Genomic DNA, 15324 nt, shown 5'->3' with positions numbered 1-15324 from the left:
GGAATCGGGAATGGCAAGAGCGGCTCCGCGAGGCGATAGCCCATCTGGCTTTTGCGATTCCCGAATCCCGATTCCCCAATCTCCGGCCCCAAAGGGGCCGACCGTGCGATAATGCCGCGTTACCCTGACGACGGCACCGCCGGCGCCCACCTCAATGTCCTCTGATTCAATGCGGAACATCCGCAACTTCTCCATCATTGCCCACGTTGACCACGGGAAATCCACCCTGGCCGACCGGATCATCCAGCTGTGCGGCGGCCTGCAGGCGCGCGAGATGGAGGCCCAGGTACTCGACTCCAACCCGATCGAGCGCGAACGCGGCATCACCATCAAGGCACAGTCGGTGTCCTTGCCGTATACGGCAAAGGACGGTCAGGTCTACCACTTGAACTTCATCGACACCCCCGGGCACGTCGACTTCTCCTATGAAGTCAGCCGCTCGCTGGCCGCGTGCGAAGGCGCGCTGCTGGTGGTGGATGCGGCGCAGGGCGTGGAAGCGCAGTCGGTGGCCAATTGCTACACCGCGGTGGAGCAGGGCCTGGAAGTGGTGCCGGTGCTCAACAAGATCGACCTGCCCACCGCCGATGTCGACCGCGCAAAGGCCGAGATCGAAGCGGTGATCGGCATCGATGCCGAAGACGCGGTAGCTGTGAGCGCCAAGACCGGTCTGAATATCGATCTGGTGCTGGAAGCGATCGTGCATCGTATCCCGCCGCCGAAGCCGCGCGACACCGACAAGCTGCAGGCGCTGATCATCGATTCCTGGTTCGACAACTACCTCGGCGTGGTCTCGCTGGTGCGCGTGATGCAGGGCGAGATCAAGCCGGGCAGCAAGATCCTGGTGATGTCCACCGGCCGCACGCATCTGGTCGACAAGGTCGGCGTGTTCACGCCCAAGCGCAAGGAATTGCCCGCGCTGGGTGCTGGCGAAGTGGGCTGGATCAACGCCTCCATCAAGGACGTGCATGGCGCGCCGGTCGGCGACACGCTGACCCTGGCCGCAGACCCGGCGCCGCATGCGTTGCCCGGTTTCCAGGAAATGCAGCCGCGCGTGTTCGCCGGCCTGTTCCCGGTCGATGCCGAGGACTACCCGGACCTGCGCGAAGCGCTGGACAAGCTGCGTCTGAACGATGCCGCGCTGCGCTTCGAGCCGGAGAGCTCCGAGGCGATGGGATTCGGCTTCCGCTGCGGCTTCCTCGGCATGCTGCACATGGAAATCGTGCAGGAACGGCTGGAGCGCGAGTACAACCTCAACCTGATTTCGACCGCGCCGACGGTGGTCTATGAGGTGCTCAAGACCGACGGCAGCGTGATCCCGATGGACAACCCGTCCAAGCTGCCGCCGCTGAACAACGTCGAAGAGATCCGCGAACCGATCATTCGCGCCAATATCCTCACGCCGCCCGATTACGTCGGCAACATCATCACCTTGTGCGAAGAAAAGCGCGGCAGCCAGATTGGCATCAACTACCTGGGCAGCCAGGTGCAGATCAGCTACGAATTGCCGATGGCCGAAGTGGTGCTGGATTTCTTCGACAAGCTCAAGTCGGTCTCGCGCGGTTACGCCTCGCTGGACTATCACTTCCTGCGTTTCGACCCAGGCCCGTTCGTGCGCGTGGACACGCTGATCAATGGCGACAAGGTCGATGCGCTGTCGATCATCGTGCACCGCAGCTACGCCGACCGGCGCGGCCGCGAACTGTGCGAAAAGATGAAGGATCTGATCCCGCGGCAGATGTTCGACGTGGCGATCCAGGCCGCCGTGGGCTCGCAAATCATCTCGCGCTCCACGGTCAAGGCGATGCGCAAGAACGTGTTGGCCAAGTGCTATGGTGGCGACGTTTCGCGCAAGAAAAAGCTGCTGGAAAAGCAGAAAGAGGGCAAGAAGCGCATGAAGCAGGTCGGCCGCGTGGAGATTCCGCAGGAAGCCTTCCTGGCCGTGCTGCAGATGGATAAGTAGCTGGGAATGGTAAATCGGGAATCGGGAATCGTAAGGGTGCACGTGCTCCTGCTGTTCCAATTCCCCATTCTCGATTCTCGATTCCCTTTCCGAAAGGAACATCAATGAAATGGTTTGAAATCATCCTGGTTGTCCTGACGCTGGGCAGCGGCTTCATCTGGCTGCTGGACGCGCTGTTTTTGGCCAAACGCCGCGCCGCGCGTGCCGGTCTGCTGGACAGCGAGCCGGCGATCATCGATTACTCGCGCGCCTTTTTTCCGGTGCTGGCGGTGGTGCTGATCCTGCGCAGCTTCGTGGCCGAGCCGTACAAGATTCCGTCCAGTTCGATGATGCCCAATCTATTGATCGGCGATTTCATCCTGGTCAACAAGTTCGCGTACGGTTTCCGTCTGCCGATCACCAATACCAAGTTCATTCCCACCGGCGAGCCCAAGCGCGGCGACGTGGTGGTGTTCAAGCCGCCGCATGCGCCGGATCAGAACTGGATCAAGCGCGTCGTGGGTCTGCCGGGTGACAGGATCGGCTTCCATGGCGATACCCTGTACATCAACGACAAGCCGATGCATTACACGGTCAAGGGCGAGTACATCGGTAAGGGCAAGGGTGCCGAGATGACCGGCACCACGCTGCTGGTCGAGGACCTACCGGGCCGCACGCATACCGTGCTGGAATGGCTGGACCGCAACATGCCGGCCGGGCAGGGCGACTGGACCGTGCCGGCGGACAGCTATTTCGTGATGGGGGATAATCGCGACAACAGCGAGGACAGCCGGTTCTGGACCCAGACGCACTTTCTGCCGGAAGCCAATCTGCGCGGCAAGGCGTTCCTGATCTGGCTCAATTGCGAAGGGTGGTTCTGCAAGGGGAGTTTCGATCCATCGCGGATCGGGACGGGCATCCAGTAAATGCACGCACGGCGTGCCGGGGAAAGCACAATGAAGCGCAAGCAAAGCGGTATGACGTTGACGTCGTTCGTGGTGGTGCTGGCGGTGGTCGGATTTGCCCTGTACATCGGGATGAAGCTGTTTCCGATGTATCAGGAATACTACGCAGTGCGTACGTCGATGAAGGGGCTGGCCAACGAAGTTGGCAGTGCCGACATGGATCCGTCCAAGTTGCAGGACATGTTCTTTAAGCGCCTTTACATCAACTATTCTGAAAATGTCAAAAAAGAAGACGTCAAGTTCGAGCGTATCGAAGGCGGCTGGCGCATGAAGGTCAACTACGAAGTGCGCCGCGAGTTGGTTGGCAATCTGGATGTGGTGGGCAAGTTCGATACGGCACAGGATCTGACGAAGCGCGGTGTCGAATAGAACCTTCCAGCGCGGTGATCCGATCGGCCATGCATTCGCCGATCCGGCTCTGCTCGCCCAGGCGCTGCGGCATCGCAGCGCCGGGACGCCGCACAACGAGCGACTGGAATTTCTCGGCGACGGCATCGTCAATCTGCTGATCGCCGAGGCGCTGTATCAACGTTGGCCCAAGGCCGATGAAGGCGCATTGACCCGTGCGCGCGCCGAACTCGTACGCGAGGGCGCGCTGGCAGTGATCGGACGCACGTTGAACCTCGGCGAGCGCCTGACGCTGGGTCCCGGCGAGTTGAAGTCCGGAGGTCACCGGCGCGATTCGATCCTGGCCGATGCCGTCGAAGCGATTGTCGCGGCCATCTACCTGGACTGCGGGTTCGAGGGTTGCCGTGCGGTGGTGCTGCCGTGGTTTGAAGCCTCCTTGGCGGCGTTGCCGGTGGGCAAGGCAGAAAAAGATCCCAAGACCCGGCTGCAGGAATGGCTGCAGGCGCGCCAACTGCCGCTGCCTAATTACGCTCTGATCAGCGAGAGCGGCGACGAGCATGCCAAGCAGTTCCACGTCGCCTGCATTCTGGAGCAGCCTACTGCCCGCGCCGAGGGCCAGGGCACCTCGCGTCGTCTTGCCGAGCAACAGGCGGCGACTCTTGTCATCGCACAACTGGATTCAAACACGTGAGCGAAACCTCTTCCCCCCACCGCAGCGGTAGCGTTGCCGTGATCGGCCGGCCCAACGTCGGCAAGTCCACCCTGACCAATGCCCTGGTCGGCGCGAAGGTCAGCATCGTCTCCAACCGGCCGCAGACCACGCGCCATCGGCTGCTGGGCATCGCTACTTTCCCAGAAGGGCAACTGGTGCTGGTGGATACCCCAGGCCTGCACCGCGAGCAGAAGCGCGCAATGAACCGGGTGATGAATCGCGCTGCGCGCGGCTCGCTCGAAGGCGTGGACGCGGCGGTGCTGGTGATCGAGGCCGGCCGCTGGGACGAGGAAGATACTCTGGCGTTCCGCGTGCTCAGCGACGCCGAGGTGCCGGTAGTGCTGGTGGTCAACAAGGTCGATCGCCTCAAGGACAAGACTGCGCTGTTCCCGTTCCTGGCCCAGGTCAGCGAGGGGCGCACCTTCGCTGCCGTGCATCCGGTGTCGGCGCTCAAGCGCAAAGGCCTGGAAGCGTTGGTCGGCGACCTGCTCAAGCTGGTGCCCGAAGCCGAGGCGATGTTTGGCGAAGACGAGATCACCGACCGCAGTCAGCGCTTTCTGGCCGGCGAACTGGTGCGCGAGCAACTGATGCGCCAGCTCGGCGAGGAATTGCCGTACGCGACCACCGTTGAGATCGAGCGCTTCGCCGAAGACGGCGCGCTGCTGCGGATCGGTGCGGTGATCTGGGTCGAGCGCGAGGGCCAGAAGGCAATCGTGATCGGCAAGGGCGGTACCCGCCTGAAGGAAATCGGCGGCAAGGCGCGGTTGCAGATGGAGCGCCTGTTCGGTGCCAAGGTGTTCCTGGAGACCTGGGTGCGCGTGCGCGAAGGCTGGTCGGACGACGAGGCCGCGCTGAAGGCGTTCGGCTACGAATGACGCCAGGACCGGGGACCGAGGACCCGGAAACCGGGCGACGCCGGGTTAAGCAGCTGGCCGGCATATCGCAGGAGAGATGGTGTTCTGTATTCGCCGGAGCTGCGCGCCGCCGCCCTGGCAGTATCGGCTTGGCTAAATATCGCCGCGTCGCGTCTTCATTCGACGACCGATCCTGTGGTTTTATCGAATCTCCGGTCCGCAATCTTCAGTCTCGGCTCTTCCGCGCATGCTGATCGAGCACGAACGCGGGTTCGTCCTGCACGTGCGTGCGTGGCGCGAGACCAGCCTGCTGGTGGAAGTGTTGACCGAGCAACACGGGCGTGTGGGCCTGTTGGCGCGCGGAGTGCATGGGCCGCGCAAGCAGGCGTTGCGTGCTGCCTTGCAGCCATTGCAACTGATTCAGTTCAGCGCCGTGCAACGCGGCGAGCTGGCCCAGCTGCGCCAGGCCGAGGCACTGGATACCGCGCCTCGGCTGATTGGCGACACCATGCTGGCTGGCTTTTATATCAGCGAATTGTTGCTGCGGCTGGCCCCGCGTAACGATCCGGTGCCCGAACTCTATGCCTGTTATGCGCAGGCGCGGACGCACCTGGCGTCCGATCTGCCGTTGGCGTGGGGGTTGCGCCGGTTCGAGCGCGACGTGCTGGAGGGGCTGGGCTTCGCCTTCGATCTACAGCACGACAGCGACGGGCAGCCAATCGACCCGGCAGCGCGGTATCGGCTGGATCCGCAGGAAGGCGCACTACGCGTGTTGAGCGAACGGCTAGCGCAAGATCGTCGCGAAACCGTCACCGGTGCGGCGCTGCTGGCGTTGGGTGAAGACATCATGCCGACCGCGGACGATATGCCCGGCCTGCGCCGCAGCATGCGCAGTGTGCTGCTGCATCATCTGGGTGGGCGCGGCCTGAAATCCTGGGAAATGCTCGAAGATCTGGCACGGCGGCGCTGATCGAGCCAGCCCTGGGCATGCGCGCGATGCCGCTGTCGTCAGTGCCGCAGTGCTGTCAACGCTGCCATACACGAACATCTCAATTCCAAAACTGCAATGCGTCAAACGCTGCGCCGAGCTGGAAAGCAGATCGACGCCGTGCCTCTCAATGCAGCAATGCAGCCACTGCCGCATGGAATTGGGTCCGCGCGGTCGGCGATTGCGGGTCGCCGCGCAGCAGGCGCACTGCACCTGCAAGTCGCGCTGCGCCAACAAAGCCGCAGCTGGCCTGCAACCGATGCAGATGATTGCGTAATGCCTGTTCGTCGCTGATCTGCAGGGCCGAATCCACTGCATCCCGCGTGCCTGGCAATTCGGCCAGGAATAGCTCGCGCAGGGCATTGAGATGGTGTTGCTGGCCGTTGAGCGCACTGAGCGCCGCCGCCTCGTCCCAGTCGCTGGCGGCGATGTCCAGCACGCCCACCGGGGCCACGCTGTAGCGCCCGCGGGCGAGGCCGCGCCGCACCGCCTGCAACAGGCGCTCGGAGGTCAGCGGTTTGATCAGCATTTCCAGAAACCCGTCGGACTGCAGGCTGCGCTGCATGGCCATGCTGGTGTCAGCGGTGTGCGCCAATGCCGGCACGTCCGGGTGCAGCAGGCGCAACGCACGCAGTAGCCCGCTGCCGTTGCCATCGGGGAGATTCACGTCGATCAACCAGAGATCGTGGCGACGTTCGCGTGCGCGGTCGAGGGCAGAAGACAGGGAATCGGCACAGTCCACCGTGGCCGGGAGACTTTCAAGCACAGCCTGCAGGAATCCGCGGCTGATCGGGTCGTCTTCCACCAGCAATAGGCGTGGGTGGGGTTCCTGGCGTGTGGCCATGTTCATGCTGCCTCCTTGTCAGCGATGCCGCGTCCTGATTCGCCGCGCGCACCCGAAGTTTGCCTGTGTTTGTGGAGCGCGACAATTGTTGCGCTGCCCAGGGCGGCCTCCGTCGATCGCATCTGCGACAATACGCACCCTTTTTGCCCGCAGCTTGTCGCCACGTGGCCAGAACCAGAAACCGTTTCGACCGTACCCCCTTCCAGACCGCCATCACCGACCTGAGCCATGACGGCCGCGGGGTGGCGCGCCGCGACGGCGAGGGCGGCAAGGTCACCTTCATCAGCGGCGCCTTGCCGGGCGAGTTGGTGCGTGCCGAACCCACCGCCCGCAGCCGTCATTTCGATGAGGCCAAGACGGTGGAGGTGCTGGAGGCATCCCCGCAGCGCGTCGCCCCGCGCTGTCCGCATTTCGGCGTCTGCGCCGGTTGCGTCTTGCAGCATCTGGAGGAATCGCAGCAGATCGTCGCAAAACAACGCGTACTGATGGACAACCTTGAACGTATCGGTCATGTCACCCCGCAGGCCGTGCTGCCTGCGCTGACCGGCGACAACTGGGGTTATCGGCGCAAGGGCCGGTTCTCGGTGCGTCGTGTGGAGAAGAAAGACAAGACCTTGATCGGCTTTCGCGAGCTCGACCCGCGGTTCGTGGCCGATCTGTCTGTTTGCTACACCGTGATCCCGCAGATCGGCGAGAAGATCCCGCTGCTGGCCGCGCTGGTCGAAGGCATGGACGGCAAGCGCGACATCCCGCAGATCGAATTCATTGCCGGCGACGATGCGGTGGCATTGACCATTCGGCATCTGCAGCCGCTTAGCGAGCGCGACCAACAGGCCTGGGTTGCATTTGCCCAGGAGCACGGGTTTGCGATCTTCCTGCAGCCTGGTGGCGTGGACAGCGTGCATCCGCTGTGGCCGCAGGAAGTGCCATTGTCGTTCCGCCTGCCGCAATGGGAGGTGGAGCTGGCATTCCGGCCGCTGGACTTCATCCAGGTCAACGCCTCGCTCAATCAAAAGATGATCGCGCACGCGCTGGCGCTGCTGGATGCCAAACCCGACGATCGCGTACTTGACCTGTTCTGTGGACTGGGCAACTTCACCCTGCCGCTGGCGCGCCTGGTGCGTGAGGTCGTGGGTGTGGAGGGCGACGCCGGACTCGTGGCGCGGGCGAAAGAGAATGCCCAGCGCAATGGTCTGGTCAATGCGCAGTTCTACGCCGCGGATCTGACCCAGGATCAGCGCAACGCTGCCTGGATGCGTCAGGGCTTGGACAAGCTGTTGCTGGATCCGCCGCGCTCGGGCGCGTTGGAAGTGCTGCAGCAACTGCCGCTGAAGAAGTTCGAGCGCATCGTCTATGTGAGCTGCCATCCGGGCTCGCTGGCACGCGACGCCGGCTATCTTGTCAACGAGCAGGGCTTTACGCTGGTGTCGGCGGGCGCGATGGATATGTTCCCGCACACCGCGCACGTGGAAAGCATTGCGGTGTTTGAGAGGCGGTGATTGGGGATTCGGCAATCGTAGAAGCGGTTGGCCGTATGCTGTTGCGATTGCCTATTCTCCATTCCCGATTCCCATGCCCGTAGAAATCGAACGCAAATTCCTGGTGACCGGCGACGGTTGGCGCCACGCCGCGCACGCGGTGATTCCGATGGCGCAGGGCTACATCAACGATCAGGCGGCGCTGCGCGGCGGCACGCAGAATGCGTCGGTGCGGGTGCGGATTCAGGGCGAAGGCGCGTTTCTCAATCTGAAATCGCGCGAGGTGGGGCATACGCGTCAGGAGTTTGAATATCCGATTCCACTTGCCGATGCCCGCGCGTTACTGGCGCTGTGCGTGGGTGGTTTGATCGACAAACGCCGACATCTGGTCGCCTACCAGGGCCATGTCTGGGAGGTCGATGAATTCCTTGGCGACAACGCCGGGCTGGTGGTCGCCGAGATCGAACTCGAATGCGCTGACGAAGCATTTGCCATGCCCGAGTGGATCGGGACCGAAGTTACCGACGACGTGCGCTACTACAACCTGGCGCTGGCCTCGCATCCGTTTAAGCATTGGAGCGGGGATTGGTGATTCGGGATGTGGGGTTCGTAAAGGCTGGCATGCAGCTCGGCGCTTTGGAGAGCTGATGTGGGATGGGGGATTCTTGAAAGTAGGGCGCTCGGCGCCAGATCACTGTGTTGCGATCCCTAATCACCACTCTCCAACCCTGGCCTTGGCTAGCGTTTTGCGACTCGCCAGTCCGGACTCCCCAATCCCGTTATGCTCCACATACCCCAGTCCCCACCAACGAATCCCCGGTCATGCGCATCGATATCTGGTCCGACGTAGTGTGCCCCTGGTGCTGGATCGGCAAGCACCGTTTCCAGGCAGCCATTGCTGCGCTTGGCGCGCAGGTGCCGGTCTTGGACATCCACTATCACGCGTTTCGACTTGATCCCGAGGCCGGGCTGGAGCCGACGCCGTTGCGCCATGCGCTGGCGTTGAAGTTCGGTGGTACTGCGCGGGTCGAGCAGATGCTGGCGCAGACCCAGGCCACTGCGCAGGCAGAAGGATTGCCGCTGGATTTCGGCCGTGGGCAGGTGCAGGTCAGCACGCTGCGTGCGCATCGGTTGATCTGGCTGGCCAGCCATGAGGGCGATGTGGACGCGGTGATGGAGGCGCTGTTTCATGCGCATTTTGCCGAAGGCCAGAATGTGGGCGAGATCGAAACGCTGGTGCGTGCCGGTGAGGCCGGTGGTCTTGCCATGGCACGGGTGCGGGCGATGCTGGAGTCGGAAGAAGGCATCGTCGAGGTACAGGCACAGCTGGCGCAGGCTGCCGCGTTAGGCATTCGTGCGGTGCCCAGTTTCGTGATCGACGGCCGCGCACTGATCCAGGGCGCGCAGCCGCCGGAGAGTTTTGCGCAGGCCTTGCTGCAGTTGGCCGCCGAATCGACACCGGTCGGTGGGCCGGATGCCTGCGCGGTGTGACCCACATATCTCCTGCATGCACCGGCACGCGCACGACCGAATGACGTTACCTGCGCGCGCACACAACGTGGCGGTGATCGGCGCCGGGTTGGCCGGTCTGGCCTGTGCGCAGCAGCTGCAGGCGGCGGGCTATGCCGTGACAGTCTTCGATCAGTCCGACACGCCGGGTGGTCGCATGCGTCCCTGCTCGGGCGAGTACTGGCAATGCGATCACGGCGCGCAATATTTCACGGCGCGCGATCCTGCGTTTGCGGCGGTCGTGGATGCCTGGATCGACGCTGGCGTTGCCGCACCCTGGCCGGCGCGCATCGCAAGCTGGGACGGCGCGCAGTTAAGCCACTCGCACAGCGCCCTGACGCGTTATGTGGGCGTTCCCGATATGGCTGCGCCGGCCAGGGCACTTGCAGCGCATCTGGATATGCGTCTGTCTACCGAGGTGCGTGCGCTGCAGCGTAGCGGGCAGAGATGGCGCGTCGCGTTCGCGCAAGACACGGCAACGCACATGTTCGATGCGGTGCTATTGGCCGTTCCGGCACCGAACTCGGCTGGGTTGTTCGCACAGATCGCGCCTGCGCTGGCGACGATTGCCCAGCAGGCGCACATGCATCCTGCGTGGGCGTTGATGGCGCATTTCGATGGGCCAGTCGATCCGGGTTACGACGCACTATTCGTCAATACCGGCCCGTTACGTTGGGTAGCACGCAATTCCAGCAAGCCTGCGCGTGCGTGCGTTGAGACTTGGCTGTTGCACGCGACTGCCGAGTGGAGCCAGGTACATTGCGACGCTACGCCCGCGGACGTCATCGCCAGCATCGTGCCGGAGTTTGCAGCGCTCGGTTTGCCGATGCCGCGGTCCTGCGATGCGTCTTTTTGGACGGTCGCTAGCAGCAACCCCGCGTTGCAGATCGGCTGTGTCTGGGATGCGCAGCTTGGCCTGGGCATGTGCGGCGACTGGCTGGCAGGCGGCAAGGTTGAGGGCGCATGGCAGAGCGGGATCGCGTTGGCGCAGCACGTGTGTGCTGGCGATGTAGTGCAAAGCGCTTGCCACTGACGCCGTGGCGGACATCGCAGAACGACCCACGGCGCGGTGCAAGGCCAGGGATATGCATGGTATTGGCAGATGCGCGCGGCAGTGATCGCTGTGGCAAGCCGGTCAAGTCGAATGCTCATTTACGCGACGAGGTCAGCATGCGCGCATCCATACACGCATGCACCCAGCATGATCGGGCGCCGCACTGATGCCTGATTCAAGCGCGCCCACAGCAGAAGCTGCCCAGCAAACACCGGCCCACACACTGCGTCTGATTCTCGGCGACCAGCTCAATCCGCAGCACAGTTGGTTCGCAACGCGCAATGCGGGCGTGGTCTATGTCGTGATGGAAGTGCGCGAGGAAACCGACTACGTGCTGCATCATGCCCAGAAGATCCTGGCGATCTTCGCGGCGATGCGCGCGTTCGCTTCAGGCTTGCGACAGGCGGGGCATCGGGTGCGCTATGTGACGATCGACAGCGCCAGCAACCGGCAATCGATCCCGCACAACCTCGCTGCATTGATGGCGCACTACCGTGCGCAGCATCTGGAGTACCAGGCTCCGGACGAGTGGCGGCTGGATGAAGCGCTGCAGCACTGGAGCGCTGCGCAGCCCTTTGCGACGCGCATGGTCGACAGCGAACATTTTCTGACTGCACGCAACGAAGTCGCCGCCTGTTTTCGCGCCGGCAGTTCGTGGCGCATGGAAGTGTTTTATCGGCGCATGCGGCAACGGCATCGGATCCTGCTCGATGCGGCCGGCGAGCCGGAAGGCGGGCGCTGGAACTTCGATCGCGACAATCGTGCGCCGTGGCCGGGCGACCCGCCCGCGCCGCAGGATTGGCGGGCAACGCACGATCACAGTGCGTTGTGGCGCACGATCGAAGCCGCCGGCGTGCGCAGCTTTGGTGGGCCGAATGCGCAAGCCCTGCCATGGCCAACGGATCGCGACGAAGCCTTGCAGCATCTGGATGCATTCATCGCGTATGCGCTGCCGGATTTCGGGCGCTACGAAGATGCGATGAGCACGCGCAGCCCGCGCCTGTTTCATTCGCTGTTGTCGTTTGCGCTCAACGTCAAGATGCTGCATCCGCGCGAAGTGATCGCGCGTGCCGAAGCTGCCTGGCGGCAAGGGCATGCGCCGTTAGCGGCGGTGGAAGGCTTCATCCGCCAGATTTTGGGTTGGCGCGAATACGTGCGCGGCGTTTACTGGTCGCAGATGCCAGGCTACGCGCAATTGAATCATCTCGATCAGCATGTACCGCTGCCGCACTGGTTCTGGGATGGGCAGATCGGCATGCGCTGCCTGGCCGATGCGGTCGGCAATTCGCTCGCCAACGCGCATGCGCATCACATCCAGCGGCTGATGGTGATCGGCAATTTTGCGCTGCTGGCGGGGCTGGACCCGCAGGCGCTGCATCGCTGGTATCTGGGCGTCTATATCGACGCGTTCGAGTGGGTGGAGCTGCCCAATACGGTGGGCATGAGCCAGTTCGCCGATGGTGGCCTGCTCGGCAGCAAACCGTACATCAGCGGCGCGGCCTATATCGATCGCATGAGCGACTACTGCGGTGGCTGCAAGTACCAGCGCAAGCTGCGGGTCGGCGCGAATGCCTGCCCGTACAACGCGCTGTACTGGGATTTTCTGCAGCGGCAGCGCCCGCTGCTGGGCGTCAACGAACGCCTGGCGATGCCGTATCGGCAGCTCGATGGCATGGCCCCCGAGGTATTGGTGCAGATTCAGGCCCAGGCCGCGCACTGGCGGGCCCATCTCGAGGTGCTGTAAGCCTGCCCGCAATGGCGGAAGGTGCACACAGCTGAATGCGCAATCTGACGCTGCCACGCGCATCTGCGACAATGCCGCGCTGCGCCACCAAGGCGCCTGGCCCGGGAGTCCCCCAACATGCTTCTGATCGGCGTTGCCGGTACCGAACTCAGTGCACAGGAACACGACTGGCTACAGCACGATGCCGTCGCCGGCGTGGTGCTGTTCAAGCGCAACTTCGCCTCGCGCGCTCAGGTGGCCGAGCTGTCGGCGGCGATCCGCGCGGCCGCGCCGCGCCCGGTGCTGATCTGCGTGGACCAGGAAGGTGGGCGCGTGCAGCGGTTTCGCGAAGGGTTCAGCGCGCTGGCACCATTGCAGAGCTTCGGTGCGCAGTACGCGCAAGACCCCGACGCCGCGTTGGTCGCTGCGCGCGCGCATGCGCAGCTGATGGCCAGCGAGGTCCGCGCCAGCGGCGTGGACCTGAGCTTTGCGCCGGTGGTCGATCTGGGCCGTGGCAACCGCGCCATCGGCGATCGTGCCTTCAGCGACGACCCGCAGATCGTGGCCACCTTCACTCGTGCCTATGTGCAGGCGCTGCATGGAGCAGGCATGGCCGCCACGCTCAAGCATTTCCCCGGCCACGGTACCGTGCTGGAAGACACCCATGTGGATCACGCCAGCGACCCGCGGCAACTGGAAGTGCTGCAGGCCGAAGATCTGGTGCCGTTCGTCGCGGGCATCGAGGCCGGCGCCGACGCGGTGATGATGGCGCACGTGGTCTACCCCCAGGTCGCCCCAGAGCCCGCCGGTTATTCGCAGCGCTGGATCGAACAGATCCTGCGCGGCCAGATGGGCTTCCGCGGCGTGGTCTTTTCCGACGACATCGGCATGGCCGCCTCGTTCAGCGCTGGCGGCGTGGCAGGCCGGGTGCATGCGCATCTGGATGCCGGCTGCGACGTGGTGCTTGTCTGCCACCCGGAACTGGTCGCCGAATCGCTGCAGGCCGTGCAGGGCCGTAGCCTTAATACCGCCGCATTGATCGGCCTGATCGGCCGCGGCGCATTGGGCTGGGACGGACTGCTCGCCGGCACCGATGCCTCATTCACTACTCCTCTTTCTGCCCATTTCGGAACAACTGCCTGATGTCCACGCTCACCATTTCCCAGGCCCTGGCCCAAGCCGATCTGCTGGTCGACCGTCCGGCCATCGATGCCGCCGTCGCCACCATTGCCGGTGCGATCGCACGCGACTATGCCGGCGAAGTACCGGTGTATCTCACCATCATGCACGGCGCGCTGCCGTTCTCCGGCCAGCTGGCGCTGGAGCTGGGCGCACGCGGTCAGGACCTGCAGTTCGATTACCTGCATGCCACGCGCTATCGCGGCGAGAGCACCGGCGGCGAATTGGTGTGGAAGCACCGCCCGGCCACCGCGCTGTTCGGCCGCCGCGTGATCCTGGTCGACGACATTCTCGACGAGGGTTACACGCTGCAGGGCGTGCGCCAGTGGTGCCTGGAGCAGGGCGCTACCGACGTGCGCGTGGCAGTGTTGACCGTCAAGCGTCACGACCGTTGCGTGCCCGGTGTGACTGCCGATTACGTGGGCGTGGAAGTGGCCGACCGTTACGTGTTCGGTTTCGGCATGGACGTCAACGAGCAACTGCGCGGTATTCCCGCCATCTATGCGATGAAGCAGTAACCCGCAGTTTTCCGTTCGCAGGAATGCGAGCTACCAAGCGCGCCTTGCTGCGCGTACCGTTGTTGATTTGTTGCAGAGGTCGGTTGTGTCCGCAAATTCCATCGCATTGGCCGTCATCGGCGGCACTGGTGTCTACACGCTTGCGCAATTGGACGATGTGCAGTCGCATGATGTCGAAACGCCCTACGGCGCGCCCTCCGGGCCGATCCGCGTCGGCATGCTGCTCGGCCACCGCGTCGCCTTTCTGGCACGTCATGGCGAAGGCCATTCGCTGCCGCCGCACAAGGTCAATTACCGCGCAAACATCGCTGCACTGCAGCAAATTGGTGCCTCGCGAGTGCTGGCGCTCAACACCGTGGGCGGCATCACCGAACAGTTCGGACCGCGCGTGTTGGCCTGCCCGGATCAGCTGATCGATTACACCTGGGGCCGCGTCTCTACCTTCTGCGAGGAGCCTGGCAGCGAGGTGCAGCACGTGGATTTCGGCCATCCGTATTCGCCGATGTTTCGCAGCAAGGTCATTGCGGCAGCCAAAGTGACCGGCGTCACGATGGTGGCGGCCGGTTGCTACGGTGCGACGCAAGGGCCACGGCTGGAAACGATTGCAGAGATCGCACGCATGCGTCGCGATGGCTGCGATTTGGTCGGCATGACCGGCATGCCCGAAGCGGGCCTGGCGCGCGAAAAAGGGCTGGAATATGCGTGTTTGGCGATTGTGGCCAACTGGGCGGCCGGCTGTGGCGACGCGCAGGAAATCACCATGGCCGAGGTGTTGGCCAACGTCGATGCTGCATCATCCGGCTTGCCCAAGCTGATTGGCGAACTTGCACGCGGGTGATTGTCATCAGGGCATAAGCTTTGCATACTCGGGGCGTACGCACGCCGTACACCACCCATTAATTATTGCAAAGGTCTCGCATCACCATGCCGAACGGTACCGTCAAGTGGTTCAACGACGCCAAGGGATTTGGCTTCATCTCACCGGAGGACGGCAGCGCCGATGTCTTCGCGCACTTCTCCGCGATCAATTCCAAGGGCTTCCGTAGCCTGCAGGAAGGCCAGCGCGTCAGTTATGACGTGACCCAGGGCCCGAAGGGTGCTCAGGCTTCGAACATCACGCCGGTCGAGTAATCTGACTCGATTGTGCGGTTGAAGAACCCCGCCACGGCGGGGTTTTTTTTGCGCAGGTGAGCGCGGCCAGTGTTAGCGAAAC

Annotated in this window: 16 protein-coding genes; 15 read left to right on the top strand and 1 reads right to left on the bottom strand. The window is 63.6% G+C overall.

Translation table 11 applies throughout. The features are described 5' to 3' along the window. Positions 1-169: 169 nt before the first annotated feature. From lepA to recO, 6 genes are all read left to right on the top strand, one after another. Positions 170-1960 carry a translation elongation factor 4 gene (gene lepA, locus M0D43_RS04455; protein WP_162301041.1) on the top strand — a complete coding sequence of 597 codons (1791 nt, stop codon included), beginning with the start codon at positions 170-172 and terminating at the stop codon, positions 1958-1960. Between the two features lie 104 nt (positions 1961-2064). Then, positions 2065-2865, top strand: a complete 801-nt coding sequence (lepB, locus tag M0D43_RS04450; RefSeq protein ID WP_101363391.1) for a signal peptidase I — start codon at positions 2065-2067, stop codon at positions 2863-2865. Further along, positions 2866-3273 (top strand): DUF4845 domain-containing protein, encoded by a 408-nt coding sequence (locus M0D43_RS04445; protein WP_101363390.1) that lies wholly within the window; start codon positions 2866-2868, stop codon positions 3271-3273. Then, the gene (gene rnc, locus M0D43_RS04440; RefSeq protein WP_101363389.1) at positions 3263-3943 is read left to right on the top strand and encodes a ribonuclease III; all 681 of its coding nucleotides are present in this window, start codon (positions 3263-3265) and stop codon (positions 3941-3943) included. Before M0D43_RS04445 ends, rnc begins: the two co-directional genes overlap by 11 nt. Then, on the top strand, positions 3940-4839 hold the full coding sequence (era, locus tag M0D43_RS04435) for a GTPase Era (protein WP_065469151.1): 900 nt from the start codon (positions 3940-3942) through the stop codon (positions 4837-4839). Before rnc ends, era begins: the two co-directional genes overlap by 4 nt. Before the next feature lie 226 nt (positions 4840-5065). Next, a complete protein-coding gene (gene recO, locus M0D43_RS04430) occupies positions 5066-5788 on the top strand; it encodes a DNA repair protein RecO (protein WP_101363388.1) in 723 nt (240 codons plus the stop codon). 145 nt (positions 5789-5933) lie between these two features. Here recO and M0D43_RS04425 read toward each other — a convergent pair whose 3' ends face one another. Continuing rightward, positions 5934-6656: a response regulator gene (locus M0D43_RS04425; protein WP_252163701.1), complete on the bottom strand. Its 723-nt coding sequence runs from the start codon at positions 6654-6656 to the stop codon at positions 5934-5936. Between the two features lie 158 nt (positions 6657-6814). Between M0D43_RS04425 and rlmD the strand changes: the two genes are divergently transcribed. From rlmD to cspE, 9 genes are all read left to right on the top strand, one after another. Beyond that, positions 6815-8149 (top strand): 23S rRNA (uracil(1939)-C(5))-methyltransferase RlmD, encoded by a 1335-nt coding sequence (gene rlmD, locus M0D43_RS04420; protein WP_252163700.1) that lies wholly within the window; start codon positions 6815-6817, stop codon positions 8147-8149. Positions 8150-8222: 73 nt separating this feature from the next. Beyond that, positions 8223-8720: a CYTH domain-containing protein gene (locus tag M0D43_RS04415; protein ID WP_252163699.1), complete on the top strand. Its 498-nt coding sequence runs from the start codon at positions 8223-8225 to the stop codon at positions 8718-8720. Positions 8721-8950: 230 nt separating this feature from the next. Next, on the top strand, positions 8951-9619 hold the full coding sequence (locus M0D43_RS04410) for a DsbA family oxidoreductase (protein ID WP_252163698.1): 669 nt from the start codon (positions 8951-8953) through the stop codon (positions 9617-9619). Positions 9620-9635: 16 nt separating this feature from the next. Next, the gene (locus M0D43_RS04405; protein ID WP_252163697.1) at positions 9636-10670 is read left to right on the top strand and encodes an NAD(P)/FAD-dependent oxidoreductase; all 1035 of its coding nucleotides are present in this window, start codon (positions 9636-9638) and stop codon (positions 10668-10670) included. Positions 10671-10857: 187 nt separating this feature from the next. After that, positions 10858-12435 carry a cryptochrome/photolyase family protein gene (locus M0D43_RS04400; protein ID WP_252163696.1) on the top strand — a complete coding sequence of 526 codons (1578 nt, stop codon included), beginning with the start codon at positions 10858-10860 and terminating at the stop codon, positions 12433-12435. Between the two features lie 117 nt (positions 12436-12552). After that, positions 12553-13557 carry a beta-N-acetylhexosaminidase gene (gene nagZ, locus M0D43_RS04395; RefSeq protein WP_252163695.1) on the top strand — a complete coding sequence of 335 codons (1005 nt, stop codon included), beginning with the start codon at positions 12553-12555 and terminating at the stop codon, positions 13555-13557. Further along, positions 13557-14111: a hypoxanthine-guanine phosphoribosyltransferase gene (locus M0D43_RS04390; protein WP_252163694.1), complete on the top strand. Its 555-nt coding sequence runs from the start codon at positions 13557-13559 to the stop codon at positions 14109-14111. The genes nagZ and M0D43_RS04390 overlap by 1 nt, the downstream gene beginning before the upstream one ends. 85 nt (positions 14112-14196) lie before the next feature. Next, on the top strand, positions 14197-14949 hold the full coding sequence (locus M0D43_RS04385; RefSeq protein WP_252163693.1) for an S-methyl-5'-thioinosine phosphorylase: 753 nt from the start codon (positions 14197-14199) through the stop codon (positions 14947-14949). Positions 14950-15035: 86 nt separating this feature from the next. Next, positions 15036-15242, top strand: a complete 207-nt coding sequence (gene cspE / locus M0D43_RS04380) for a transcription antiterminator/RNA stability regulator CspE (RefSeq protein ID WP_003488188.1) — start codon at positions 15036-15038, stop codon at positions 15240-15242. The last annotated feature ends 82 nt before the right edge of the window (positions 15243-15324 follow it).

This window comes from Xanthomonas prunicola (assembly GCF_025266575.1).
Classification (GTDB): domain Bacteria; phylum Pseudomonadota; class Gammaproteobacteria; order Xanthomonadales; family Xanthomonadaceae; genus Xanthomonas; species Xanthomonas prunicola.
This window is presented reverse-complemented; position numbering and strand designations above follow the sequence as displayed.

What these genes read in the sequence shown, in the direction of transcription:
- lepA (WP_162301041.1), top strand. Translation starts at nt 170, where the DNA reads ATGCGGAACATCCGCAACTTCTCCATCATTGCCCACGTTGACCACGGG.
- lepB (WP_101363391.1), top strand. Translation starts at nt 2,065, where the DNA reads ATGAAATGGTTTGAAATCATCCTGGTTGTCCTGACGCTGGGCAGCGGC.
- M0D43_RS04445 (WP_101363390.1), top strand. Translation starts at nt 2,866, where the DNA reads ATGCACGCACGGCGTGCCGGGGAAAGCACAATGAAGCGCAAGCAAAGC.
- recO (WP_101363388.1), top strand. Translation starts at nt 5,066, where the DNA reads ATGCTGATCGAGCACGAACGCGGGTTCGTCCTGCACGTGCGTGCGTGG.
- M0D43_RS04425 (WP_252163701.1), bottom strand. Translation starts at nt 6,656, where the DNA reads ATGAACATGGCCACACGCCAGGAACCCCACCCACGCCTATTGCTGGTG.
- M0D43_RS04415 (WP_252163699.1), top strand. Translation starts at nt 8,223, where the DNA reads ATGCCCGTAGAAATCGAACGCAAATTCCTGGTGACCGGCGACGGTTGG.
- M0D43_RS04410 (WP_252163698.1), top strand. Translation starts at nt 8,951, where the DNA reads ATGCGCATCGATATCTGGTCCGACGTAGTGTGCCCCTGGTGCTGGATC.
- M0D43_RS04405 (WP_252163697.1), top strand. Translation starts at nt 9,636, where the DNA reads ATGCACCGGCACGCGCACGACCGAATGACGTTACCTGCGCGCGCACAC.
- M0D43_RS04400 (WP_252163696.1), top strand. Translation starts at nt 10,858, where the DNA reads ATGCCTGATTCAAGCGCGCCCACAGCAGAAGCTGCCCAGCAAACACCG.
- nagZ (WP_252163695.1), top strand. Translation starts at nt 12,553, where the DNA reads ATGCTTCTGATCGGCGTTGCCGGTACCGAACTCAGTGCACAGGAACAC.
- M0D43_RS04390 (WP_252163694.1), top strand. Translation starts at nt 13,557, where the DNA reads ATGTCCACGCTCACCATTTCCCAGGCCCTGGCCCAAGCCGATCTGCTG.
- cspE (WP_003488188.1), top strand. Translation starts at nt 15,036, where the DNA reads ATGCCGAACGGTACCGTCAAGTGGTTCAACGACGCCAAGGGATTTGGC.